The 25217-nt window shown below is 36.9% G+C and carries 26 protein-coding genes; 3 read left to right on the top strand and 23 right to left on the bottom strand.

Annotated features, from left to right (window positions below; translation table 11 throughout):
• Window positions 1–26: 26 nt before the first annotated feature.
• From EPJ89_RS04425 to EPJ89_RS04350, 16 genes are all read right to left on the bottom strand, one after another.
• Complete coding sequence (locus tag EPJ89_RS04425; protein ID WP_161636491.1) at window positions 27–755, bottom strand: LytR/AlgR family response regulator transcription factor; 729 nt, start codon at window positions 753–755, stop codon at window positions 27–29.
• 1 nt (window position 756) lies between these two features.
• Window positions 757–2574, bottom strand: coding sequence for a GHKL domain-containing protein (locus EPJ89_RS04420; protein WP_161636492.1), 1818 nt, complete (start codon window positions 2572–2574; stop codon window positions 757–759).
• A 36-nt stretch (window positions 2575–2610) separates the two neighbouring features.
• Complete coding sequence (locus tag EPJ89_RS04415; protein ID WP_161636493.1) at window positions 2611–2862, bottom strand: penicillinase repressor; 252 nt, start codon at window positions 2860–2862, stop codon at window positions 2611–2613.
• Entirely contained in the window at window positions 2855–3754 is a 900-nt protein-coding gene (locus EPJ89_RS04410; RefSeq protein WP_161636494.1) for a diacylglycerol/lipid kinase family protein, read from the bottom strand. Before EPJ89_RS04410 ends, EPJ89_RS04415 begins: the two co-directional genes overlap by 8 nt.
• Window positions 3755–3873: 119 nt before the next feature.
• Window positions 3874–4728, bottom strand: a complete 855-nt coding sequence (locus tag EPJ89_RS04405) for a DegV family protein (protein ID WP_125164547.1) — start codon at window positions 4726–4728, stop codon at window positions 3874–3876.
• Window positions 4729–4871: 143 nt separating this feature from the next.
• Window positions 4872–5840 carry a nucleoid-associated protein gene (locus tag EPJ89_RS04400; RefSeq protein ID WP_200542397.1) on the bottom strand — a complete coding sequence of 323 codons (969 nt, stop codon included), beginning with the start codon at window positions 5838–5840 and terminating at the stop codon, window positions 4872–4874.
• An 88-nt stretch (window positions 5841–5928) separates the two neighbouring features.
• A complete protein-coding gene (locus EPJ89_RS04395) occupies window positions 5929–6249 on the bottom strand; it encodes an acriflavin resistance protein (RefSeq protein ID WP_161636496.1) in 321 nt (106 codons plus the stop codon).
• A gap of 99 nt (window positions 6250–6348) precedes the next feature.
• Entirely contained in the window at window positions 6349–7641 is a 1293-nt protein-coding gene (locus EPJ89_RS04390) for an AraC family transcriptional regulator (protein WP_125164549.1), read from the bottom strand.
• A gap of 333 nt (window positions 7642–7974) precedes the next feature.
• Entirely contained in the window at window positions 7975–9375 is a 1401-nt protein-coding gene (locus EPJ89_RS04385; RefSeq protein WP_161636497.1) for a YfcC family protein, read from the bottom strand.
• A 35-nt stretch (window positions 9376–9410) separates the two neighbouring features.
• A complete protein-coding gene (gene arcC, locus EPJ89_RS04380) occupies window positions 9411–10346 on the bottom strand; it encodes a carbamate kinase (RefSeq protein ID WP_200542396.1) in 936 nt (311 codons plus the stop codon).
• 9 nt (window positions 10347–10355) lie between these two features.
• Window positions 10356–11348, bottom strand: a complete 993-nt coding sequence (gene argF, locus EPJ89_RS04375) for an ornithine carbamoyltransferase (protein WP_125164552.1) — start codon at window positions 11346–11348, stop codon at window positions 10356–10358.
• 31 nt (window positions 11349–11379) lie between these two features.
• Window positions 11380–12600: an arginine deiminase gene (arcA, locus tag EPJ89_RS04370; protein WP_125164553.1), complete on the bottom strand. Its 1221-nt coding sequence runs from the start codon at window positions 12598–12600 to the stop codon at window positions 11380–11382.
• A 335-nt stretch (window positions 12601–12935) separates the two neighbouring features.
• Window positions 12936–13418, bottom strand: coding sequence for a methylated-DNA--[protein]-cysteine S-methyltransferase (locus EPJ89_RS04365; protein WP_161636499.1), 483 nt, complete (start codon window positions 13416–13418; stop codon window positions 12936–12938).
• An 18-nt stretch (window positions 13419–13436) separates the two neighbouring features.
• On the bottom strand, window positions 13437–15077 hold the full coding sequence (locus tag EPJ89_RS04360) for an ABC transporter ATP-binding protein (RefSeq protein WP_161636500.1): 1641 nt from the start codon (window positions 15075–15077) through the stop codon (window positions 13437–13439).
• A 2-nt stretch (window positions 15078–15079) separates the two neighbouring features.
• A complete protein-coding gene (locus EPJ89_RS04355) occupies window positions 15080–16771 on the bottom strand; it encodes an ABC transporter ATP-binding protein/permease (RefSeq protein WP_161636501.1) in 1692 nt (563 codons plus the stop codon).
• Entirely contained in the window at window positions 16740–17174 is a 435-nt protein-coding gene (locus EPJ89_RS04350) for a YbaN family protein (protein ID WP_200549077.1), read from the bottom strand. The genes EPJ89_RS04355 and EPJ89_RS04350 overlap by 32 nt, the downstream gene beginning before the upstream one ends.
• Before the next feature lie 232 nt (window positions 17175–17406).
• Between EPJ89_RS04350 and EPJ89_RS04345 the strand changes: the two genes are divergently transcribed.
• Window positions 17407–18306, top strand: a complete 900-nt coding sequence (locus EPJ89_RS04345; RefSeq protein ID WP_161636502.1) for an RluA family pseudouridine synthase — start codon at window positions 17407–17409, stop codon at window positions 18304–18306.
• Between the two features lie 58 nt (window positions 18307–18364).
• Here the strand turns inward: EPJ89_RS04345 and EPJ89_RS04340 are convergent, their stop codons facing one another.
• The gene (locus EPJ89_RS04340; RefSeq protein WP_161636503.1) at window positions 18365–19198 is read right to left on the bottom strand and encodes a hypothetical protein; all 834 of its coding nucleotides are present in this window, start codon (window positions 19196–19198) and stop codon (window positions 18365–18367) included.
• Window positions 19199–19235: 37 nt separating this feature from the next.
• Entirely contained in the window at window positions 19236–20000 is a 765-nt protein-coding gene (locus EPJ89_RS04335) for a lipoate--protein ligase family protein (protein WP_161636504.1), read from the bottom strand.
• Window positions 20001–20105: 105 nt separating this feature from the next.
• Here EPJ89_RS04335 and EPJ89_RS04330 point away from each other — a divergent pair, with 105 nt between their 5' ends.
• On the top strand, window positions 20106–20369 hold the full coding sequence (locus tag EPJ89_RS04330) for a signal peptidase (protein ID WP_125164559.1): 264 nt from the start codon (window positions 20106–20108) through the stop codon (window positions 20367–20369).
• Between the two features lie 68 nt (window positions 20370–20437).
• Here EPJ89_RS04330 and EPJ89_RS04325 read toward each other — a convergent pair whose 3' ends face one another.
• Complete coding sequence (locus EPJ89_RS04325; RefSeq protein WP_200549075.1) at window positions 20438–21031, bottom strand: hypothetical protein; 594 nt, start codon at window positions 21029–21031, stop codon at window positions 20438–20440.
• Window positions 21032–21035: 4 nt separating this feature from the next.
• The gene (locus EPJ89_RS04320) at window positions 21036–21998 is read right to left on the bottom strand and encodes a CobW family GTP-binding protein (protein WP_161636506.1); all 963 of its coding nucleotides are present in this window, start codon (window positions 21996–21998) and stop codon (window positions 21036–21038) included.
• A 205-nt stretch (window positions 21999–22203) separates the two neighbouring features.
• Between EPJ89_RS04320 and EPJ89_RS04315 the strand changes: the two genes are divergently transcribed.
• Window positions 22204–23337: an MFS transporter gene (locus EPJ89_RS04315; protein ID WP_161636507.1), complete on the top strand. Its 1134-nt coding sequence runs from the start codon at window positions 22204–22206 to the stop codon at window positions 23335–23337.
• A gap of 89 nt (window positions 23338–23426) precedes the next feature.
• Here EPJ89_RS04315 and EPJ89_RS04310 read toward each other — a convergent pair whose 3' ends face one another.
• The 3 genes from EPJ89_RS04310 to EPJ89_RS04300 form a co-directional block, all read right to left on the bottom strand.
• On the bottom strand, window positions 23427–24164 hold the full coding sequence (locus tag EPJ89_RS04310) for a TIGR02206 family membrane protein (RefSeq protein WP_161636508.1): 738 nt from the start codon (window positions 24162–24164) through the stop codon (window positions 23427–23429).
• A 230-nt stretch (window positions 24165–24394) separates the two neighbouring features.
• Window positions 24395–24850: a GNAT family N-acetyltransferase gene (locus EPJ89_RS04305; protein WP_200549073.1), complete on the bottom strand. Its 456-nt coding sequence runs from the start codon at window positions 24848–24850 to the stop codon at window positions 24395–24397.
• A 241-nt stretch (window positions 24851–25091) separates the two neighbouring features.
• Window positions 25092–25217, bottom strand: a 126-nt coding sequence (locus EPJ89_RS04300; RefSeq protein ID WP_200542981.1) for an IS3 family transposase, incomplete at its 5' end; no start/stop codon positions are given.

Genomic DNA, 25217 nt, shown 5'->3' with positions numbered 1-25217 from the left:
TTGGCTAAACGACAAAAAAGAAGGCCTTAGCCTTCAAGTGTTTTCCGTCCTTTTCGTGACATCGGAATGATTTCTCCGTTGTCCAATTCAATTTCAGAATTACCGCGATCAACCCGTTTTATGCGTTTTTCATTCACAACATAGGATCGATGTACACGTACAAACGTCTTCCCCAAATCAAGATCAATTTTTGATAAATTCCCAACAAAATCCAATAAATCGCGATCCGCATGAATAATAATGCGGTGTTTTTCTTGTGATGTTTCAAAATAGAGAATCTCACTTACTGGAATATGATAAAGATCATCAAAAATTTTGATCGTATAATACTCCCCTATTTCCATTTGCTCTTTAATGACACGGTTAATGGTTTCATCGATACAATGGCGAATGCGAATATCCACTTGACTCATATCATCTTTAAGAATATAATCCATAGCTTCCAAACGCATCTTAAAGGTTTCTAATAACAATTCATCATGTGTTGTGATAAAAACGAGATACCCACGCGGATCACGCTCTCGAATCACTTTTGCGAGCTCGAACCCATTCATTGCATCCGGTCCTAAATCAACATCAAGAAAATAGAGACCGCGTACATTCTCAGCTGCACCTATTTCCAAAATGGTTTCGGGATTGTCAGTTGCGCAAAGTACTTTCATGTCATAATTCTCAATAAGAATATGTTTCTCAATAACATCTTTGATATGATTTCGAATCCTTGTCTCATCTTCTACGATATATACAGGTATCATGTTAAGCCTCCACTCTTAGTTCTTGTTTAAATTTTTGATGTGTGCAGGATGTATGTCCCACTGCATTTCGATATTTATTTAAAATACTACGGTAACTTTGTAGCCCCAGACCGCGTCCGCTGCCTTTCGAACTGTAGTCAGAATTAAAGATTTTATTAATTGCAATGGGTTCATGAATCGTATTTTCAATGATGACTTTAAGGTAAGTATCTTCTTGGTAGAGGAGCACGTTAATATATCCAGTCGGATACCCTTCTACAGCCTCAATTGCATTATCGATGAGAATGCCAAGCGCACGAATAAAATCGTTGGAATGCATTGAAATGGTTTTAATGGGATTCATGCATTCAAACACATAGTCAATCCCCTTCGCTTGCATTTCAATAAACTTACCCAAAAGCAAACTTTTTATTTCCATGATTTCGATGTTGGCAAGTTGTGCCGTTTGTTTAACTTCCTTCTCAAGCTGATGATCGAGGGCTAATGTATTGGTTCTTAAATACTCACGGCCTCCATTAAGCCCACTGGCTTCAATTTGATGGGCAAGTTGATTAAAGGTATCACGATAGATTTTTTGACTCTGTCGGACCCCTTCTTGAAGCTTAAAAAGTGAATGAAGATAGTAATTTTGCTCCGCAATATAAGCATTGGTCGCATCAATACGCTTGGATACAGATTCAAACGAGAGAAAGACCACACTTCCAATCGCAAGACAAGACAGGATTAAGATGAGATGAACACGATTACTTTCAAGATACTGATAAATTTCTAAGTTTTTGCCATTCACTTCAAGCAAGACAATCCCACCAAGCACCAAAATCATTGAAATTCCAAACCCATAACGAAGTTCATACAACGTATTCAAAATTACCTCAACAAAACCAGTATCGTTTGGCGTCTGAGTAATTTGAATGGGTTCAGGATGATCAATATGGTCCATGTAACGTTCTGTTTGATCAAGAATGCGTTGTACCGATTCATCCCCTTCATCAAAAGCCAGATAAATACTTGAAAACAAATTTTTAAAATCATGTCTCAACATACGTACTTCCTGAGTTAATCGTTCCAAAGATTGTGCCTGTTGAACTTGTTGGAGGTAGTGAACCCGCTGTGTATGGAGAATCAATCGTTGATGTTCTAATACTGAAATCACCAAAATAATCAAGATGACTTCAAACACCACGATCACTCCAAGAATAAAGGACGTATTACTGTAACTCTTGCTACCGTAGACATAAATGATCCGGAAAATATCTTTAATGCACCAAAAGATAAATGTCACCAAAAGCGCCTTTCGCCGTGAGGTAAACAGTTTTGAAAAATAATCACTAAAATTTGAAATTCGAAAAAGTATTGAAACTAAATATGCAACACAGGCAGTGAGAATGTATCCCCCCAAGATTGTCCACGAAATGAATTGAGGATAAGGTGATAGAATTTGATACAACATCGTAGTCACAACCGTAAAAAGACTCCCCGTAATAAAGTAACTGAATAAACTGGAAGACAAAGCATGGAGGTATGTGATATGGGCATCTCGAGTTAGAATTATAGATAAAACAAGGGCTTGAATGGCAAAAACAGGACCTTCAACTAAATACATGAGATTACGATTCAAGAGATTGGCTACCAACCCCGGTGTAAATTCTAAAATGTAATTATTAAGTACTTGGATTAGAATAAATAATGTTATGAATTTGAAAAATGTTTGTTTACGATGATGTAGTGCAATCATTTCACGATTCAAAAAAAACCAAGAAATTCCATAAAAAAACGATATTAAAATCGCAATGACTGTAATCATTAAAAAATATGTCATGATTCCTCCTGGTAAGTGATCTGAATGAATATGCGATTAGCGCTTAAATTTAAAACCACGCTTGATTGAACACGTACGCTCATGCTGTGAGCGCATAACATTTCGTTCATGAAGTAACGGTGTTACAAGGCGTTGAAAACTCTTGGAACGGACATGCACATCATCCCAATCGATTTCTTGATACAATTCTAAAGCCAAAACCTTTGCTTGTTTAGGACTTAAAACTGATTGAATTTCAATGGCTTCCGCAAGCTTATCCAAGCGAAATTGTTCTAATTGACTAATCATCAGATTTCACCCCTTTATAATCCATTAACGTTAAGATTTCCTTATGGTTGGTTGCCTTAAACGATGACATATCACCCGCGAACTCACCATCGATATTCATCGACATCATGGTATCCGATTCAATTTCAACTTCACGACACTGACGAATAATGAACATTTCATTATCGTATTCACGACTCATCATGCCTTTAAGTATTTGTCGAATTTGCGAAACATTTTTGGGTTTACGAATTAACATTACCTCAAACAAACCATCTGAAAGTTCAATATCATTTTCATCATAGTGGAAAATGCCGCCAACCGACTTGGAATTTGTAATCCCGCCAAAAACAAAACTCCCCGAAAACAAGGTATCATCAATTCGAACCTTTAAACCATATGCATGAATGCGACGAAACGTGAGAAAACCATAAATCAAATATGCACGGTAACCTAGCCAATTTTTAAGGTTTTGAGGTGTTTTATAAGTAACCTCCGTAAAATTCCCAAATGTGAGGGCAAACGTAAAACAATCCGTTTCATTTAACACACCCAAATCAACTGGACGTTCCGTTAAATTTTCAAGGTTACTGAGTATATCTGTAATATGTGCAACATTCCCTAAATTCTTGGAAATCTCATTTGCCGTTCCAATAGGTAAAATAATGAGAGGTTTTTGGATCTTGTGATTATATAATCCCTGAACCATCTGACTAACCGTTCCATCACCACCCGCAATAATATAACCTTCATACGTGTGCTCCACTTCATCCATAATCTCTACTGGACCATAATTAAGATCCGTCAGAAATAAATCAAACCGAATTTTACTTTGATTTAGACAGTGGATGAACTCATTCAGTTCATTACGTTGCGAGACGCCCGCTTTTGGATTATAAATAAACAAATACATACCATCACCTCGATTTGTAAATATTATACCACAGGATGTCATCGCTTCGCATATTCAAACTACAATCCTTAGGATAAAAAAACCATTGGCGTTTTCGCGAATGGTTTTTAGATTGTTTGTTATATTTTATAGCACCATTGAAGCGCTAAAGTACCAATACCCGCATGGGTTGCGACTGCGGCGGGTAGATTCACAATTCTAACTGTGAACGGACCTAGTGATTCTGTGAGGAAATCTTGGAACCGTTTTAAAGTATCTAACCCTTCACTGTGGAGCAGATAGATATCATGCGTATCCGGTTTCACTTCATGGTGAATCAAATCATTGACCAATAAGGAAAAAATTCTACGTTCCGAGCGGGCAACACCCAGTTTTTCAATGGATTGACCTTTATTTTCCAAATACAAAACCGGCTTAATTTTGAGTAAACTCGCAACTTTCGCAGCCGTTTTGGAAACCCGACCGCTTGCAATCACTTGATCAAGCGACTGAGGATAGATGTAGGACACTTGGTTTGAGAAGAAATGATCCAGGTAAACTTCAATTTGTTCAACCGTGTAATTTTCTTCATTCATCTTACGAATCGCACGCACCGCTTGTTGAACCGGACCCGTGATGGAATACGTATTGATAACAGTCATATTTGTAATCTTTAAATCTTGTTTCACCATTTCCATCGAACTATAGGTCCCGGATAAAGCCGTTCCAATGCTTAAAGCAAAAATATGATCATAATCTTTGCCCATTACGTTTTCAAACAGTTCATAAATCGTCCCAAGGTTGGGTTGAGACGTTTTTACGACTTCATGATTTCGTAATAAATCATTTACTTCTTGTTCCGTGATAGTAACTTGATCAATGTATACAGTGTTATTATGGATAATGGTCAATGGTGCAATATATACGTCAAATGCTTCAATTTCAGCTTGCGTAAATGACACTGATGAATCACATATTATGGCTATTTTTTTCATAATGCCCCTCCGTTATAGATAGAGTATATCGAAGTGCATGCACCGTGTCAAAGTATATTTAAGAGAAAACGAAATTATCTGAAATTTCACTCAATTCCCTCGTCAAATACCTTTTTAAAATAGGCTATAGAGGATAAATTGTTCTACAGAATTTTCCCAATATCTTTAAGCTCAATCGACACCTTCCCGTTAATATCTGTAGAGATATTAACAATGTCACTGATATCTAAAATATCGAGGGGTAAAATAATCTCAATCCCCGACTCCGTAACAATACGATGTTTCTTTGCTGCCTGTGTACGATTAACCATTTTTAAATTGATCATATCGTGAACATGTTCGTGCTCAAACGTCTCATCGATTAAACGTTCCTCTTCCTCTGAAAAGGTGTCAAATACTTCTTTTAAAATTTGTTTAGGCTCTATTTCATCAAAAAAATCAACATTATCGGTAATCACTTGCTTCGCTTTAACGATATTTTCAAAATGAGAATCGTCTCGAACTTCTGAGATGGTACTTACAAGTGTATCCACAACTTGAAAACTCGTCTTAGAATTCGCAATAATCTCACAATCTAAAAGTGATTCCAGAAGTTCTCGATAACGAATATCTTGAAATTTAACCAAAGTTTCCCCAGTTGTGAGGTTAACCATAAATGCATTTTTGACACTCGCAAACGTTTCCGGAAGAATCGCTTGATTATGCACTAAAGCATTTTCTAATCCGTGCTCATTTTGCGTAATTTTGATATAACCGTTTTTGCTTAACACTTCAAACATTGCAAGTGAAACAAAATCACCCATATCAACCATAGCAAACAAGAGATTTGTACTCTCAACCGTCATCGCTGCAATATGATGGTCAAACCAACGTTTTGCAAGTTTTTGAGTTTCTTCCATAAAATTAATTGGCGTACCAATAAGACTTAAAAAAGGACTTCCTGGGTTTAGTTTTGCTTTTGAAGCTGTTGGGCTTGTTTGAAATGCTTTCGCGAGTTTCGCAATAAAAGGCTCCACATCTTTTGATGTATTAAAATTTAAGGGTTTTTCTGATAGAATCATTGATTGTAAATCTCGATCTAATGAATGAATTACACCTTTATCAATATTCATAATTACCTCCACGATGATACCTAACTAATATAACAAAAAACAACATGGAAATCATGTTGTTTTAAGTAAATAATGTGTCATCCCTAACTTAGATACGTTCTTGTTTTTGCTTAATATAACAAATTGATCCAATAGCCACAACCACAAGAACACTTGTATATAGAACAATGTACGTCCAAGGTTCAACGCGCGCTTGGATAAATTCCTCACTCAAAATGGGTGCCTTATGCTCAGAACTTTGCAGCAATTCAACATATTTATCTTGATGGGACCCATCTACATTGATTGCAGGACGTTCAATTGAATTCACCCGAATTTGAGGCCGCTTTTCATCTTCTTTAGCGGGAATTGAACCAAAAGCTAGAATTGACACGGATAACGATACTGCTATTATTGTTGGTTTAAACATCCAATGCCTCATTTCTTCCCTTATAATTTATCACAATAAGTTCACATTGTTCAATGATATTTGCAGAAAAGAAAAAAAGACGATTCTTGGATCGTCTTTTTAGGAAATGGTTGCACGAATTAATTCTACCGGATCTTCTACATTACCACTTGGCATGGTTACCGACTTACGGAAGATGCCTGGTGTCATGTTTTTTTGTTTTACAAAGTTTCGATGAAATGTTTTACTGTTGTTATAACCTACAGCGATGCCGATGTCGACAATCGCCAAATCGGTTGATAAGAGGAGCTCACACGACTTATTGATCCTAAGATAATTCAAGAAGTCTTCAAAGTTCATTTCAACTTGGAAAAGCAGAATCAAATTTAACTCAACAAGTGGTATGTTGAACTTATCCGCTACTTCTTGAATTTTTAAGTTTTCTTTGTAGTTGTTATACATGTAATTTAAAACTTGATAAGAAAGACTTAATTCCTTATCATTAATCACTTGATGAATATTTCGATAAATCTTACGATATTCATTCGGTGTGGTTCCAATACGTTCATTATATACTTTTGATAAATGTGATGCATCTGCAAATCCCGTCAATTCCGCAATCTCACTCAGTGACATCCCTGTATAAATAAGTAAGTCTAAGGATTTCACAATACGCATCTCATTAAGTAACGCAGTAAAAGACAACCCTGTTACATCATAAATGTACTTACTGATGGCAGACTCACTCATATAGAAAAAGCCTGATAGTTTCGAAAGTGTTAATTTTTCACTCAAATGCGAGTATAAATATTTGAAAATTTTATAACGATGATCAAGTTCAATTTCTTGATTTGACTTCATCTTACATTCCTTCTTATTCGCAAATCGTTGGAAATGAATGACAAGTTCGATCAATTTATTAGTGACGTAAAGTTTCGATAAACTTTGTTCTTCAGGAATGTCGAGGTTTGATTCAACGCCGACTTCATCACGAATTTCATCTAAAACCTTTAAAATAACGTCTGCCTCTTTGGCAGTACATTGAATCACGTGATTTTTTTCTAAGGGTCCTGTCACAGCAATCATATCATTACTTGGATTCGCTCCACACTTCATCGCTTGAGAAATGTAATCGATATTATAGATTATGCGCACAAATTGGAGGGGCCTGGCCACGCTCTCAATTTCTGTAATTTCCCAAGGAAGAATTGCGATAAGAGAATTTTCTCTAATAGGATAACTTATACCGTCAATCAAAATCGTTCCCTCACCTTTTTTGATAAAGAGAAAGCGTGACGCCTGATGAATGATCGGATAGGTTGGTAAGTCAATAAATTCCATGTCAAAACTACATAGCTTTCGCTTATCATATCGAGAGCAGTTTTTACCTTGTATTTCAGTTACAAAGTCCATGAAATATACCCCCTTTCACACTTCTTGATTACACTCTTATTGTACACTAAAAAAACACTTTTTTACAGTACCTAGATTGCCCTCTTACAGCATAAATTATTTAATCTTAATCATGTTTTACGACGAAAATAAAACGTGCAAGGATTGGCATCTTACACGTTAAATAAACTTAAAACCCCTTGAAACACCAATATATCGAAATCAATCTCACCAAGATACATATCGATAATCGTAAATAAGCATTGTCATGTTCTGGAAGATTGTTAATATCTTGCTAAAAGAAAAAGGAATGGAAGGCAACATCCATTCCTTGATTCATTTTTTTATTATAGTTTAAATTATAAGCATCGCTCCGGTTAGGATAATAACACTTACGATCGCAATTATTAGGATAATTTTCTTCGAGAATTTAATCCATGTAGAGTATTCAACTTTGGCGATTGCAAGACCACCCATGATAGCTCCACATGTTGGAGTAAAGAGGTTGACAAGACCACTACCCGCTACAAAGATCATTACCATAACTTCAGGACTAAAGCCTAATTCAGATGCAAGTGGAGCCATAATTGGCATCGACACAGTTGCAAGTCCTGATGAGGAAGGAATAAGGAAGGTTAGTACGAGATAGAGTAAGTATGCAAGCGGTGCAAAGATGATTCCAGACACCCCTTTTAGTGCGTTTGCAGCATTGGTTAAGATGTAAACATCTAGTCCTGTTTCAGTCATAAGAACTGAAGCACCACGTGCTAATGCAATAACGAGAACAACACTCATCATATCGGCAGCGCCATCCATGAATGTATCGACGATTTCTTTCTCGTTAAGTTTACCAACAATACCAATAATGATACCCATGAGCAGGAACCATGTTGTTGCTTCTTGGAAATACCATTCTCCAAATGGAATTCCTGTTAACCAAGCAGTCCAGCTATCAAAGAATGTAATTCCAAAGGATCCCCATGGAATAAAGGAAAGAATCATTACTAAGAATGTAATACCAAACAAAATAAGAACTGTTTTGTGTGTTCCGGTTAATTCAACAGCGGTTGCACCTTCTGCATGTCCATAATGTTTATCAATTTCTTGTTGTTCTTGAAGTGAAAGGATGGTAGATCCTTTATCTTGTTTAACTTTTTTCGCATAACTCATTACAAAGTAAATTGAGATTAAGAGTGCGGAAATCCATAATACAAGACCAATTAACATAACAAGTCCATTATTTACTGGAATGTCTTTAGGAATGGCATCCAGAGCTGCACCAACTGCAAATGGGTTAATTGTCGATCCAAGTACCCCAGCACCCGCACCAAGCAAGACAACTGCAGAACCAACAACAGCGTCAAACCCTGCTGCAACCATGGTTGCAGTAAGCAGTGCATAGAATGGCACAGTTTCTTCAAGCATTCCGTAGGTAGAGCCACAGATTGAGAAGAGTGTCATTAATACTGGAATAATTACAAGTTCATTACCTTTAAGTTTTTTAACTAAAGCAGCAATCCCCGCATCCAATGCACCAGTTTTTGTTACAAGTCCCAAAAATCCCCCTAGAATCATAACAAACACACAGACATCAATCGCATCTGCAAAACCTTTAACTGGAGCCATCATGACTGTTGATAATGTAGCACTTGTTACATCAGGAATTAAGACTGTTACAAGAGCTAAAACAAACAGAATGATGAAAAGAATTGAAAACGATGAAAGCATTTTTCTAGATTTCTTTTCTTTTGCCATATTTTTCTCCTCCGTATGTCATCTATATAGATTGACTATTTTTCGATGATCGTTCCGGTAACGCCTGCAAGTGCATCTTTTGCTCTCACAAGTGATGTAACAAGAGCTTGACCCTCTGATGCATGTTCAACAAAATCCAAACACGCTTCAATCTTAGGCAACATACTTCCAGGAGCAAAATGGCCTTCCTTGATGTATTGTTTTGCTTCTGCAACATTCATCGTTGCAAGTTCTTCTTGTTGTGGTGTGTTGTAGTGAATGCAAACACGATCCACTGCCGTTAAAATAATAAGCATATCGGCATTTAGGTCAAGAGCAAGCTTTGAGCAAGAACGATCTTTATCAATAACAGCTGCAACCCCTTTATAACCTTCAGCTGTTTCTATAACAGGAATACCGCCACCACCGACTGTAATGACAATATCGCCTTGACCTGTTAATTGCTTAATAAGATCAATTTCAACGATTTCTTTTGGTAATGGTGAAGCGACGACACGACGATACCCACGTCCTGCATCCTCCATAAAACTGTATCCCTTTTCTGCTGCAAGTTTCACAGATTCTTCTTCAGTATAGAAGAGTCCTACAGGTTTCGTTGGTTTTTCAAACGCTGGGTCGTTTTCGTCCACAATCATTTGAGTCACAACACTTGCACAGTGTTTATCTATTTTACGTTTACGCAATTCGTTTTGAATAGCTTGTTGTAGATGATATCCAATGTAGCCTTGACTCATCGCCCCACATTCTGGAAAAGGCATGGCTGGAGTTCCACCGCCATTATTTGCAGCGAACTCCATTGCCAAATTAATCATACCTACTTGAGGACCATTACCGTGACCCACGATCACTTCATAGCCTTCTTCAGCCATATCAACGATTGTTTGTGCTGTTTGTTTAACGAGCTCGATTTGCTCTTCAGCATTATTACCGAGTGCATTACCACCAAGAGCGATTACAATACGTTTTCCCATAGAAATCGCCTACTTAAGTGTTGCATACATCACAGCTTTGATCGTATGCATTCTGTTTTCTGCTTCATTGAAGACTTTTGATTGTTTTGATTCAAATACTTCGTTTGTTACTTCCATTTCTTTTAAACCATATTTTTCATGGATTTCTTGTCCAATTGTAGTCTTAAGATCGTGGAATGAAGGTAAGCAGTGTAAGAAGATTGCATCATCAACTGCATTTGCCATAACATCACTATTTACTTGATATGGACTTAAGAGTTTAATACGTTCTTCCCAAACACTATCAGGTTCACCCATTGATACCCAAATATCAGTGTAAATGACATGAGCACCTGTTGTTGCTTTTTTAACATCTTCAGTTAATGTTACAGTACATCCGTTTTCTTTTGCGATTGCACGGCATTCTTTAACTAATTCTGCGTGTGGCATTTGTGCTTTTGGTCCACAAGCTGTAAAGTTAAGACCCATTTTTGCACATGCTACCATAAGTGAGTTTGCAACGTTATTTTGAGCATCCCCCATAAATACAAAGTTTAGACCTTTGAGATAACCGAAGTTTTCTTCAATTGTAAGTAAGTCTGCGATCATTTGCGTTGGGTGGAATTCTGTAGTTAAACCATTCCATACTGGAACGCCTGCATCATCTGCTAATGCTTGAACAATTTCTTGTGCATAACCACGATATTCGATTCCATCATACATGCGACCAAGTACGCGTGCTGTATCAGGAATGCTTTCTTTTTTACCCATTTGGGAACTACCTGGATCTAAGTATGTAACACCCATACCCAAGTCCATACCTGCTACTTCAAATGAACAACGTGTACGTGTTGACGTTTTTTCAAAAAGTAATACGATGTTTTTTCCTTCGAGGTAACGGTGTGGTGTTCCTGTAAGTTTTAAATTTTTAAACTCTTTTGATAAGTCTACTAAATATCTAATTTCTTCTGATGTGAAATCCAAAAGCTTTAAGAAGCTTCTTCCGCTTAAATTTACTCCCATGTGATCTTAATCTCCTTTATATTATTTTTTATTAAATATCTTCACGAACTAATGGCATACTCATGCAACGAGGGCCTCCACGACCACGAACAAGTTCGGCACCACGCAACTCGATTAATTTGAGTCCATGTGATTTTAATAACTCGTTACTAATTTCGTTACGGTCATACACAACAACAACACCTGGTGCGATTGTTAATGTATTGGAACCATCATTCCATTGTTCACGTTCTGAAGCCATCATGTCTTCCCCACCACATTTAATTAATGTTACAGGACGTCCAACATGTTTTGATAAGATGGATTCCAGATCGGTATCAATCTTAACAATATTCACATCACCATTTGTACCTTTAGTAATCTCAAATACTTGAAGTGGTCCAAGGATACCTGGGTGAATTGTAAATTTATCATAGTCAACTTGTGTAAACACTGTATCCAAGTGCATAAATGCACGACTGCTTGGAATATCAATTGCAAGAATTGTTTCAATTTCTGTGCCCTCAACATTGAAGATATTATGTGCGATGTCTTCAATTGCTTGAGCTTGTGTACGTTGTGAAATCCCAATCGCTAATGTTTTAGCGTTGATGTTTAGGATATCGCCACCCTCAATGTGGAAATCTGCTGTACGATCATAATAGTAAGGAACATTTCCTTTGTATTCTGGATGATATTTGAAGATGTAGTCTGCATAGATTGTTTCACGATTACGTGTTACAGAATACATACGATTCAAGCTTACACCATCACCAATTGATGCAAATGGGTCACGTGTAAAGTAAAGGTTTGGAAGTGGATCTAAGATTAAATCTTGAACCTCTCCAGCCATTTCAACTAATGACTTTTTACCTGAATGATCAAGTTCATGTGTGCGAACACCTTCCATTGTTTTTAATACAAGTTCTTTTTCATCTTTAATTGAATCTAAGAAATTGTAAACCATGTCGTGTTCACGTTTGGTTTTGATGCCGCCTTCTTCAATGAATTGATCTAAGAATTGTTTACGTAGATTTGAATCTTTAATTACTTCTGCCATTAAATCTTCAAGGTAAACAACTTCAATATCGTTATCACGAAGTGCTTGAGCAAACTTGTCATGCTCATCTTGTGCATCCTTGAGGTAAGGAATGTCATCGAATAGAAGACGTTCTAGTGTATCGGGAGTAAGGTTTAAAAGCTCCCTACCAGGTCTATGTAATAAAACTTTTTTAAGCGTTCCAATTTCGCTTGTAACTCTAATTGCGCTCATTACGTTTCCTCTTTTCTTTTTTTCTAGGTTTTGAAAGTGAACTGATCAGGAACACTTTCATCAACCGAACATAGAGTGTCTAATTCCCATGGGTTGTGCGACCTTCTATGTTTACATTTACATTGTAAGCGCTTTTTTGATTGCGTGTAGGACAATTAACCCATTTCAAATTGTATTCTTAGCATTTGCGGAATTTCATGTGATTTTTTTGATTAGTTCCATTTAAACATATAAAAACCCACTTAAAAGTGGGTTTTTATCATAAATGAAATCTTCTCGCCTTTTTTATAATCATGCAAAGAACACATTCAAAGGCGTAAATTTCCGATTATTTCTTAATCGATGTCCTTTTCAAGTTTTAGAAGGGTCTGTTTTAAAGTGAGTCCGCCTCGAAATCCTGTTAGTGCCCCATTTTTCCCAATAACCCGATGACAAGGTACACAAAGAAGTAGTGGATTTTGAGAGACCGCGCGAGCAACAGCACGCGTCTTCCGTGTTGTAAACAACATGTCTGACAGAGCCTCGTAACTGATCGTGGATCCATAAGGTATGGATTGAAGCCCTTCCCACACTTGACACTGGAAGGATGTGCCAATCAACTGGTAGCGAAAATCAAAGCATGTACGCTCACCTGATAGATATTCGTTTAATTGTTCTACGACTTCCTCACAGGCCTGCATGTCCAATTCTAAATAATCCACTTTAAATTTTCGTTTAAAAAAATCAAGATCCTCTGCAGTACTAAGAAAAACGATGTTGTCTTGGTGTTCAACAATAAGATAATCATGTCCTTGAATATTACAGATTCGACCAATCATAGTTATCCCTCCGTCGGTTTATGATACCTGGCTTAATGTTCCATTTTCAAGTTTCCATACCTCATCCGCAATTCTAAGAGTTGAAGCTCGATGGGATACAATGAGAATGGTTTTGTCTTGTTTGTAAGCTACAATCGATTTTAAGATTACAGCCTCATTAAGGCTATCTAAATTGCTTGTGGGTTCATCTAAAAGGATAAAATCGCCTCCATGTAAAAAGACGCGTGCTAATCCAATACGTTGACGTTCTCCAGATGATAAGTTACTTCCCAGTTCTTCCATCATCGTATCATACCCTGAAGGAAGGGTCATGATAAAATCATGAACTGAGGCTTGTTTTGCTGCCTTATAAATTTCATCCTCGGTTGCATTCGGTCTAACCAAAGCAATATTATTCTTAATTGTATCTTTAAAGATATCCGTATCTTGGCTCATCATACTTTCAATACTTCTTAGATGTTGGGTTTCAATTTCCTTAATATTAAGATCATTAATGTGAACACTGCCCTCGTTCACATCCCAAAAACGCATAAACAGTTTCAAAATGGTGGATTTACCCGCACCGCTTTCACCAGTAAGTGCAATAATTTTATTTTTACCGATGTTCATCGAAATCCCATCCAAAATCACTTCTTGGTCATATTTAAAGGTTACATCCCGCATGGATGCTTCGTTAAAGGGTTCTTTTTCACCAACTGAAACCGCGTCAACCTGGGGCTTTTCATCCAATAAGTCAAGAATTCGTTGTCCGCTCGCTAATGTATGATACAAATCACCACTCAAATTTGACAATGCAATGACTGGGCCAAACGAACTCATATGCAACGTAAATATCAGTAATAGAATTTTGAAATCCAGATGTCTTCCATAATAAAGAATCGCAAATCCTGACAGCATGATGATGAAATCAACTACCACGCGCATCAGACTTTGATATCGATTGAGTGAATTTTGCTTTTCATTAAGATCATATGTTCGTTGTTTGAGTAAATCCATGGTTCGTTGTGAATTTTGATATTGTTCCAGTTCTTCAATACCACGAATTGAATCCAAAACCCGTGTGTTTAAATCTCCTAAGTCATTTCGTATCTCAAGTCCCAGTTCATTTCCTAATTTACTGCTCATAATTGGGATCACAACACCTACAAGAAGCAGTGCACTTAAAGAAATCAATGCTATGGTTCCAGCTCGGAAAGCAATTGTGAGAACCACTGTAACGGAAATTATCACTGCAATAATAATGGGCGAAATCGTATGGGCATAGAACACTTCTAATAACTCTACATCATTGGTAATCATTGCAATTAAATTTCCGCGATCTTTTGTCTCTAATTTTGCGGGGGCCAGGGCTCTTAATTTCTCAAAAACTTGATGACGGATATGGGCTAACAGTTTAAAAGCTATAAAGTGATTTAAAGCTTGTTCACCATATCGAAACACCCCTCTTAATAAGCCACAGCAAATAAGAATGATGAGTAAAAAAGTAAATGAATTGCTTTCAATAATTTCGACTACAATACGTGCTGATAAATAAGGAATTCCGATGGCCGCGAAATGCCCTAGTACGCCAAGGGTAATTGCGCCCAACATCGGAAGATAGAGTGGCTTTACAAACCCTACAAGACTTTTCATAATACCTAATCCAGTTCGCTTTTTCATCGTTAACATGCCTCCAAGAAAATATAGTTTTCAAGATCTTGTTGTGCTTTAACAAGTTCTTGATAAACCCCAGGCGTTTCCATAAGGGTATGGTGATCACCACATTGAACAATCTCACCTTGATCAAGTACGTAAATGCGATCACATTCAAAACAGTTTGCCAAACGGTGAGAAATCATAATAATCCCTTTTCCGTCATGACGAAGTTGTTGAATGGTATTAAGAATAATCATTTCACTCTCAACATCAATATTGGACGTTACTTCATCAAAAATATAGAATGGGGTATCGTGAACTAAAGCACGTGCAAGAGCCAAACGTTGTTTTTGTCCTCCAGAAAGATTAGAGCCGCGTTCCTTAATTTCATGATCAAGACATAACTCAAGATTTACACGATTTAAACATGCTTTAAGACTCTCATCGGAATAAGAACCGCCCATCATCAGATTTTCGCGGACACTCCCCTTAAAGATAATACTGTCATGACTTACATATGTTACATGTTTATAAAGTTGACTGCAGTTAATCTCTTGACCACCAAAATAGAGGTGTCCGGATTGCGGAAGAATGCGTCCCATAAGCAAGGCGACCAACGTGCTCTTCCCCGAGCCACTTTCACCAACAATACCAATAAATTCATGGGACTCTGCATAAAAGTTTATTTTTGATAAAACGGGCGAATCTGTATATGAAAACGATACGTCTTCGACAACATACCCTTGATCACTGAATGAGTCCGATAAGATCTTTTTACAATCTGCCTCCGTTGCAAGTAATTTAAATATTTTCTCGCTTGCAGCCATTCCATTCATTGCGATATGGAAATAGGAACCCAGCTGGCGCATTGGAATAAAAAACTCCGATGAAAGTAAAATAAAGAGTAACATTCCTGTTAGGGAGAGAGTCCCTGATTTATAAGCAAAAACTGAAATGACAAGTGCCAACATGGCTCCCCCATAGGCGACCAAATCCATCACGGATATAGAATTCAATTGCATAATCAAAACCCGCATGGTCACTTTCCGAAAAGATTCGGCATCCTCATCCATTTGTTCTTGACGCAAACGATCTGCATCAAAGACTTTTAAGGTTGTCAGACCTTGAAGGTTCTCAAGAAAATGATCGCCTAAACGTGTGTATTTCGACCAATACTTATTTAATAATTTTTTGGCAAGCTTCTGAATTACAATGATTGATAAAGGAATCAACGGAACACAAATAAAAAGAACAAACGCTACACGAAAAGAATACTGAAGCAAAAACACAAAGAGTGTTAAAGGTGCAAGAAGACTATAAATAAATTGGGGTGTATAAAGGGCAAAATAATTTTCGAGTTGTTCAACCCCTTCTGTCGAAACTTGCGTAATTTCACTGCTCGTTAAAACCGATTGATAATCTGATCCAAGCTCAAAGAGCTTCCCAAAAATTAACGATCGCATTTTAATTTTTACACATGAACTTGTCTTTTGCATTGCACGCGAGCTTTTAAAAATTGCAATCCCCTTTAAAACAAGGGCAATCCAAAAATAAAATGGAACATGGAATGACATGCCTATATAATGGTCGCCTAAAACCTTAACAAAAACATACGTTAATACGATATTTGTAATGAGTGCGACCCATTTATAAAAAACTGTTTCCAAAATTGGTTTTTTTGCTTCCTCAACAGTCTTTATGAGTTGAATATTGATCATACTTTGAATCCTCCAGCATCGAATCCTCCAGCATCGTTACGTCATCTTCATCTGCAATTTTAAAGATAAAATAATAATATTTAAACAGAATAAGCAAACCGATTATGATGCGTGCATAAAAATTCTTTGAAAAATAAAAAGCACACGCCATCATGATCGTAGCCAAGCATAAAATTTTCTTTTTAGTTTTTCGCTTCATCGTATGTTTCGTGACAAAATCATCCAAATGATTTTGATATACCGACGTATGCGTTAACCAGTGATGAAATCGGTCAGAACTCTTTGCACCACATATGGATGCACATAACAAAAAGGGCGTTGTGGGTAGCACTGGGAGCAATACACCCAACAGGGCTAATCCTAAAAATAGAATTGCTAAAATCATCATAACTGTTCGTCTCATAATCCACCTCGTCAAGAAATTATAAACGATAAACAACGCATTAATCATGTGAAATCATTTGAATTCATATATTTTTAAGAAGTGAAATCTAAATAGTGTCCGAAATGCACGCACTTGTGTAATTTCACCTCAAATTAACAATTGTTTTGCACGATGCTATTCTTCTCTTTTTAGGCTTTTATCTGGATTCACCACATGATATAATTTCCAAGTAAAAAATAGAGGTATGAATATGGAATCATGGATTATTACGTCGAAGACAATTGGGCAACGCATTGACCATTTTTTAAATGAACACCTAGACCTATCACGAAGTAAAATTGCGAGTATGATCAAAGATGGAACCATCTTATGTAACGATATGCCCACGAAAGCAAATTACAAAACGAAACTCAATGATTGTATTACCGCTTCAACCTATCAAGTAAAAACATTGGATATAGAACCTGTTAAAATGAACATTGATGTCGTTTACGAAGACGAATACCTTCTTGTCGTGAATAAACCCAGAGGCCTTGTCGTACATCCGGGTCATGGTGTTAAATCCGATACGTTACTTCATGGATTGATCTATTATTTAAATCACAACAAAGATCACTATATTCGCCCCGGTCTTGTTCATCGCATTGACCGAAATACATCTGGACTTCTTGTCGTTGCCAAAGATGATAAAACACATCAATTTCTCGCTGAGCAGTTGCTTGATAAAACAATGAATCGAACGTATTACGCCTTAGTTCACGGCGTATTGCCACAGGCCCATGTTCTGGTTGATGCGCCCATCGGCCCTGATAAATCAAACACCAAGATTATGACTGTGAATCAAGCACGGAGCAAACCAGCCCGAACCCATTTCGAGAAAGTTGAAACTTATATAAACTCAAGTTTGATTCGTTGTAAACTTGAAACTGGAAGAACACATCAAATACGTGTTCATGCGCTTTACGCTAAGATTCCGCTTCATGGTGACCCCCAATACGGGCACCCGCTTGATGCAGATCAAAGTGGCCAATACCTTTGTGCTTCAAAACTTGAATTTATTCACCCTAAAAGTTTAAAACTCATGCAATTTGAAGTGCCACTTCCTGAATATTTTATCGAGAAAATTAAAACAATCACACATGCAAAGTAAGTCTTTTTCCCAAAAGAAAAACAAACATCACTGAAGTATTTAGCGATGTTTGTTTTTTTTATGCTTCCAATCGACTCATAATTTTAAAAAACAGACTCATTCCAAAATTCCCCAAAGCCATCCATAGACATGTCCTAAAGGGATTCTGTTTCAATGAAATTTCCGTACCGAAGCGCTGTTGGAGAGCATCCAGGATTACAGGCGAAATAAGATAGAGTGCAAGCATTAAAGCGGCTGTAATGAATGCAAGCTTCCCAAAAAGTTTCGTCCAATGCCAGCCCGTATTCATAAGCATGAGCGTTAAAAGAATGAGTGCTATACTGACAAGGGTCCCTATGATAATCTTACTGCGTTCGTTCATAAACCAATGAACCCCAGTTAACACGCGTTGTTGGTTGGGAGAAAGTTCTTGTTGAACACGAGTAATGATGGTTTCATACGTACGCTGCACATCGGGATGATTTAAAGCCTCCTCCACAACTGCACTGACTTCTTCAACCGAAACATTGCCCTCGCTCAATGACTCAATTTCAGGGGCATAGGATTCAATATAGGATTGAACCTCTCCCTTTAATGCAAGCTCATTCATACTGATGTCACCCGACACGACATCACTTAAAGCATTCGTTACCAGTGTTTCAGAAATTTCTTGAAATTTTGGATCTTGAACGACCTCTTTTTGCAATGCATCAAACTCATTTTGCTTTGGTTCTGGAATCATGGCGCGAATCGGCTCAAAGTAGTGCGCTACCTGTGTTTCAACATCCATAAATGTTGGTTCAATAAATGAAGAGATCTGTCCCAATTGGGATTGTACCATCAATGTGCCAACCAATACGAACATAGCAACAATTACAAGCAAACTCAAAAGTCCATTAACAATTTTTTTCATAATCCACCTCAAAGTCCATTATACATGATTCGAATCATTACGGTAACAGCCTTTGGTTATGATCTTGTGTACGTTGCATTGCCTCTTGAAATTGATTTTGATCTAAATCATCCCGTTTTCGAAACTCAATAAAATCACAACGCTTAGATAGTTCATGAATCAGAAGATCACCGATGTATCGTGGTGTCAATTCATACCCTGTAAGCATGTCCAATGATTCCATGGAATGGGGATTAACATCGACGACATCGCCCCGGCAGTGAGCATAAAAATCTCGCACCAGTTCACCTCGTTTTATTTGGTCACCGCAGACACTAATGTAACATACCATTGATGTTTTTGACCCTGAACGACGTTGCGCAGTACCACAGAACTTTTTCCCATGTATACTCATATCCGTATCACCAGGACAATATGCACCCGCTACTTTATATATCTCAATTTTATTTGAAATGGGTTGAAGTGCTTCACGAATAAAATCACCATATATAAGGTAGTTATCGTTCATCGACGCAGAAGAATGAAATGTAAGTGACATATTCAAAACCCCTTCATCCGCCACGATTGAACGACCCCCAGAGTTACGAATCATAACCGGTTGGCCTTGTTTTTGGTAGAACGCAAGCCCTTTATCAAAATCATCCATTCTTACATCATCAACACCCATATTGATGCCTTTATGTTGAAAAAGATGTAGAATCAACTCATATTCTGCAACATTTTTTAACGAATATGCATCTATTGAAGTCGATATAAAAGCATCCTCCGTTTGCATAATTTCATCAATAACAATTCCCTTCATACAATCCCCTACCTTCTAATTCAATCTTAGATTCATCAATCCTCCAAGTCAACAACCATGACCTTTCACAAACACATGATATAATCGAGACAAAGGAGGCATTTTATGGAAAAACAACAATACGATGTGTTGCAACAGCTTTATCTTTTGTACCAAACCCGTTGTGATCGAAAAGATTGTTCGCGAACGGTTTCTAATTTCAACAGTTCATTCATACAAGAAATTGCTTCAAACCTCGACCTGGATGAAGAACAGGTTAAAGAGAGCATCACGTTACTCCAAGAAGCGGGTTATACGAAACTATGGGTTGTTGGTGGTTTTGAGCTCACGCGACGTGGCATTCGAGAAGCGCAACGATTATTTCAATAAAATCTAAAAAAAACGCTCAACAAAACCTGCGAGCGTTTTTTTTGATACCCTTTAAAAGCGGTCATAACTTATTCAAATGTATGTTTCAAAATCCGTTTTAACGTCTCATCATCATTAAATTCAAATTGGTCAACAAGACTTGAATCGAGATGCGTTAAAAAACGACTGTTTCCCATTGAATCCATGGCGATAATTGCTTCTCCATCTTCAGATCCCGCATACGCACGTTCGATATTTCTAAAACCACGAGCATCTGCTTCTTCCATTATTTTTCGTGCAAGAAATTCACGTTTATCAATATAAGACTCTACTTCTTCATTGGTGACAAGATATGCATCCACTTGGGTTGCATCATCAACCATCCCTGTCTCTGAACTATCCATGTATACTACTGGAATCACAAAGACCGAAATTCGTTCATTAGGAACAAACATGTGTTTTGTGATTGGGACACGCTTACCACGGTAGTGAATTTCCTCATAATCAGGCAAGTTTTCTCGATTGATCGAGTAATCCGTAAACGGTTCTTCGACCCCTTCAATTTGGTACTGTTCAATTTCAATATGAGGAATTTGTTTGATAAAGTTAAGCGCATTTGCTTCTGTATCAAAGATCCCTAATGTATGATGACGCTCATACTGCATTATTTTAACAATAAACATTGTCTTACTCCTTCCGACGCTCCAGCGCTTTAAACGATAACGTTATTTGCTCAACATTTATATTTCGACCGATAACTACGAAATGACTTTGCGTTTCTTGGTTTTCATCACCATAATCAATCATAAAGGTGCTCGCAACCCCCTGAACGACAATGGATGCATCGATTCCCTCTACCGACAAAAGCCCTTTATAACGAAGAAGATCATGTCCCATTGATTCTACCAGTTCCACAAGCCACTCTTTAAAATCAGAAAAAGAGAGTGGATTTTCAGCGTAAAGTGTCAAGGTATCCACGTGTGAATGACGATGATGTTTGGTTTCATGCGATTGATTTAAAACCGTTTGATTTAACGAGGCATACTTGGTATGTGATGCATCAAAACGGTCTTCATTTAAAAGATGAAGATAAGTTTGATCCTGTTTTAAAAGAGAAACTGGAGCTAATGGATTAATAGCTTTTAACTTACCTAAAAGGGAATACGGTGTTGATAAGGCTTTCGTGATGTAAATCCGATCAGCAAAAGCGATTTGCTCCAACGATTCACGGTAGTGTTCCAATGCTTGATCCCCATTGAGTGCATCCACAAGGGTAATAATTTCGTTTAAAAAGAAATGGTTTTGGATTGGTTGTGACTTTAAAATCGTTTGAATTAAGGGATTTACTTCCGCAAGTCCGCTTGTTTCAATGATGATTGACTTCAAGTGCATCTTTTGGGCCTCAAACTGTTGCTTTAAGTCTAGAATCGCACGTTCAAATTCACGATCATCGACACAACATAAACACGCACTGTTAATTTCAAAAATACGATCTTGATCATATTTAATAAATGCTTTATCCAGGTTTACAGATCCAATTTCATTGATAATTAAACCAATTGTATCGTCTTGAGACTCACGTAGAATTTGATTGATGAATGTTGTTTTTCCAGATCCTAAAAACCCAGAAATAATTGTAATTGGGATCATAGCGCCCTCCTTATTAATAATTCTATTATGCGTGAACGACAGAATTCACGCAAGTAAAAAGTGTCTTAATTCAAAATAAAAAGATCCATTGATGCCAATTCAATCAAAGTAGAGAGGTTTGTTTGACAAAACCGGTTTACTTAATTAGAATGGTTAGTGTTGTCGTCACCGATATGTGATGATTTGTGGAGGAAAGAATAACAATATGAAAAACAAAACAATCTTAAGAACCTACTTTAGTTTCTTCTTAAGTGGGATCTTTATCCTAGGTATTGGCGCAATTATGCCAGACCTTATTACAAACCTGAATCTCTCTTATAGCGATGCAGGAACCTTACTCTCAATGTTTGCGGTAGGTAACCTACTTTCTAACTTTATCAGTCCCTTTGTATCTGAACGCTTCGGAAACAAAATTGCGATTGGTATTCTCGCTGCACTTGTACCCTTAAGTTTCTTATCGATTGTAGTATTTACAGAATCCATTCGTAAAATATTATGGCTTGGATTTATCTTAATGGGAATTGGACGTGGTGCCGTAAGTATTTTAAGTAATGCCATCGTTAATGATCTTAGTGATAATAAGTCACGAGACATGAATATGCTTCATACAATTTTTGCGATTGGTGCCGGTCTTGCATCCTTTGTAATTATTGGTTTGAAAAAAATTGGATTTGACTTTAATCAACTCATTCTATTTTTAACTGCAATTACAACCATTTCATGGATTAATTATCTCACCATGGATCTCGATTTAAATGGACAACAAAAATCTACAAATGTTGTGGAAACGCAAAAATTAGACTTCGCTTTCTTTGCAGTTGCATTTGTTATGTTCTTCTATCTAGGTTTGGAGAATACGATTAACGGTTGGTTTATGACCTACTTAAAGAGTATGAACATTTTGTCCGACGCATTTGCTGCAACCTTAGTTTCCTTGACATGGATTATGATAATGATTGGACGTTTAATGACTGCATTTATTTCTCAAAAAGTTAAAGGATCCAAACTGGTGTTGGTTTATACCGTTGGAGCCGCAATCGCATTCTTTGGTCTTGTATCAACAATGAATCCAGTCATTATTACAATTTCGATTTTAGGACTTGGATTATGTCTTGCAGGAATCTATCCAACAAGTATTGCGAATACATCAAAATATGTTATTGGGAACCAAAAACGTTTAGCCTTATTGCTTACATGTGCTGCATTAGGTGGAATCATTACCCCTCAAATTATTGGATCAATTGCAGACCGTACAAGTATGGTTTTCGCGATTAATGTTCTTGCAATCAATGCAATTGCAATGGTATTCTTCGCATTTATCTCTGATCGTAAATTATAGAAATAATTCAAACCACTTTCGAAATAAAGTGGTTTTTTTTGTTAAAAAAAACCAATTCTTCATGAATTGGTTTAAACGCGTAATGTATGCTACGACTCTATCGTAAATACGATTTCATCAGCATCCTGATGTGTTGCGATCTTACTTCCTGCTAATACCACACCGACATAGATCATGAAGTAGCCACATGTATAAATGATGCTTGGAACGCCATTTAGAAAACTTAATGCTACCGGTGGTGTTGAAACATACCCATAATTTGTTTGGATTAGATGGTTAATAAAACTTACGATGATAAAATAACCACCCACCATCTTGATGACACCTAATGTTGCACTTTCCTGCATGGAGAAATGATAACGATACTTCATATAGAGTGGCACTAAAATCATTAATGAATGTCCTACAAAAAATTGTATAAACATCGCATTCGGGAAGCTAAACCCACTGGTATCTGCTAAAATCAAGGCAGTTACGGCTGCAGGAATTCCAAGCAATCCCAAAACTTCATAGATACGTTCCTGTTTCGATACAAGTAGAATAATTGTCATAATCTGCAAAATACGACATGGATAAAGCGGTAACGCGTCATGTAAGGTCAGTTGATGATTCATCGCATACCAACTATAAAGTAACCCCTGTTGAATCAAATAGACGCCAAGGAAAACCCATCGTAACCAAGCATATTTCCCCATTGCAATTTCATCACGTTTTTTAATCACTATTCCGATACAAATCCCCGCCAATATTAACATTAAGAAATGAATCGGCGTATAGAGTGTAAAAGGGTTTTGACTAAAGTATAACTTTTCACTTAATTGACTCATAAAAACTCCATTTTTCTATTTTTAAAGTAACATTCATTATACCCTATTTCACAATAAAATCACACTGATTTTGGCTGAATCAAAATGAAATGACGTTAATAATTACAAAGAATGCATTCCTCCAAATCTAAAACAGAAGGGCTTTTGGTTCTAGCTTTTCTAATAAATCATTGTGAATAAAAAACACCAAAAAGAATTTGGTGTTTGGATCGATCAAATCGATTCACGAATTAATCTATCGTTAAGGATTTAATATAGACAGGATGATTGCTTTTCGCGCGATAACTTCGGTCAAGGATATATCCATTTTTTAAGTAAAGATGCTGCGCGGAATCGGTGGTTAGGATGAGTTTAAAGACTTGATTTGTCTGCGCTTCGCTTTCGACTTCCATCAGTAATTTTGAAGCCAACCCATGTGTTCGATGGGATGGCTTGACCCAAAGTTCACGAACAAACATCACATGCTCCGTAAAAAACCAATGGCTAAGATGATCATATCGATACATGATAAACGCAATGATCTGACCCGCTTCTTCATACGCTAAAACTTCATTGTTTTCTTCACGATTCATTGCTTCAAAAAATTCATGATGATTGCTTATTTCATAACCAAATTCATGAAAATACGCCATAAATGCATCTTTAAAGAGTGCATAGGTTAAGTCATCAATACATACTTTTTTCATTTAATTACCTTCCTTTTGAACCTTTATAATCGTGTCTGCTCTAAAAATATCCAAAGGTATTTTAAAAAAATAAATTTAGAGGGATCTCATCATATTTTTTCATCATTAATCCCTCCTTTCTCTAAAAAAGTATAACATAGAATACATTTCATAATCGATGTTTATTATCATTAACAGACCCTATCAAAAAAAGAACTCATAATCATGGAGTTGTCAAACAAAAGTAGACATTAATAAAAGACTAGAAACCCTTATCCATTTTATATTGGATAGGGGTTTTGTAATTTAAACAGTAAGCAGGTCTTTCAAAATTGAAATAATGTACATATTCTTCGATAAAATTTTCAAAGTTATCTACGGACCAGTA

It is taken from the genome of Erysipelothrix sp. strain 2 (EsS2-6-Brazil) (assembly GCF_016617625.1).
GTDB classification, from domain to species: Bacteria; Bacillota_I; Bacilli_A; order Erysipelotrichales; family Erysipelotrichaceae; genus Erysipelothrix; species Erysipelothrix piscisicarius.
The sequence above is the reverse complement of the archived record's forward strand: the minus strand, read 5'-3'. Positions and strand labels throughout refer to the sequence as shown.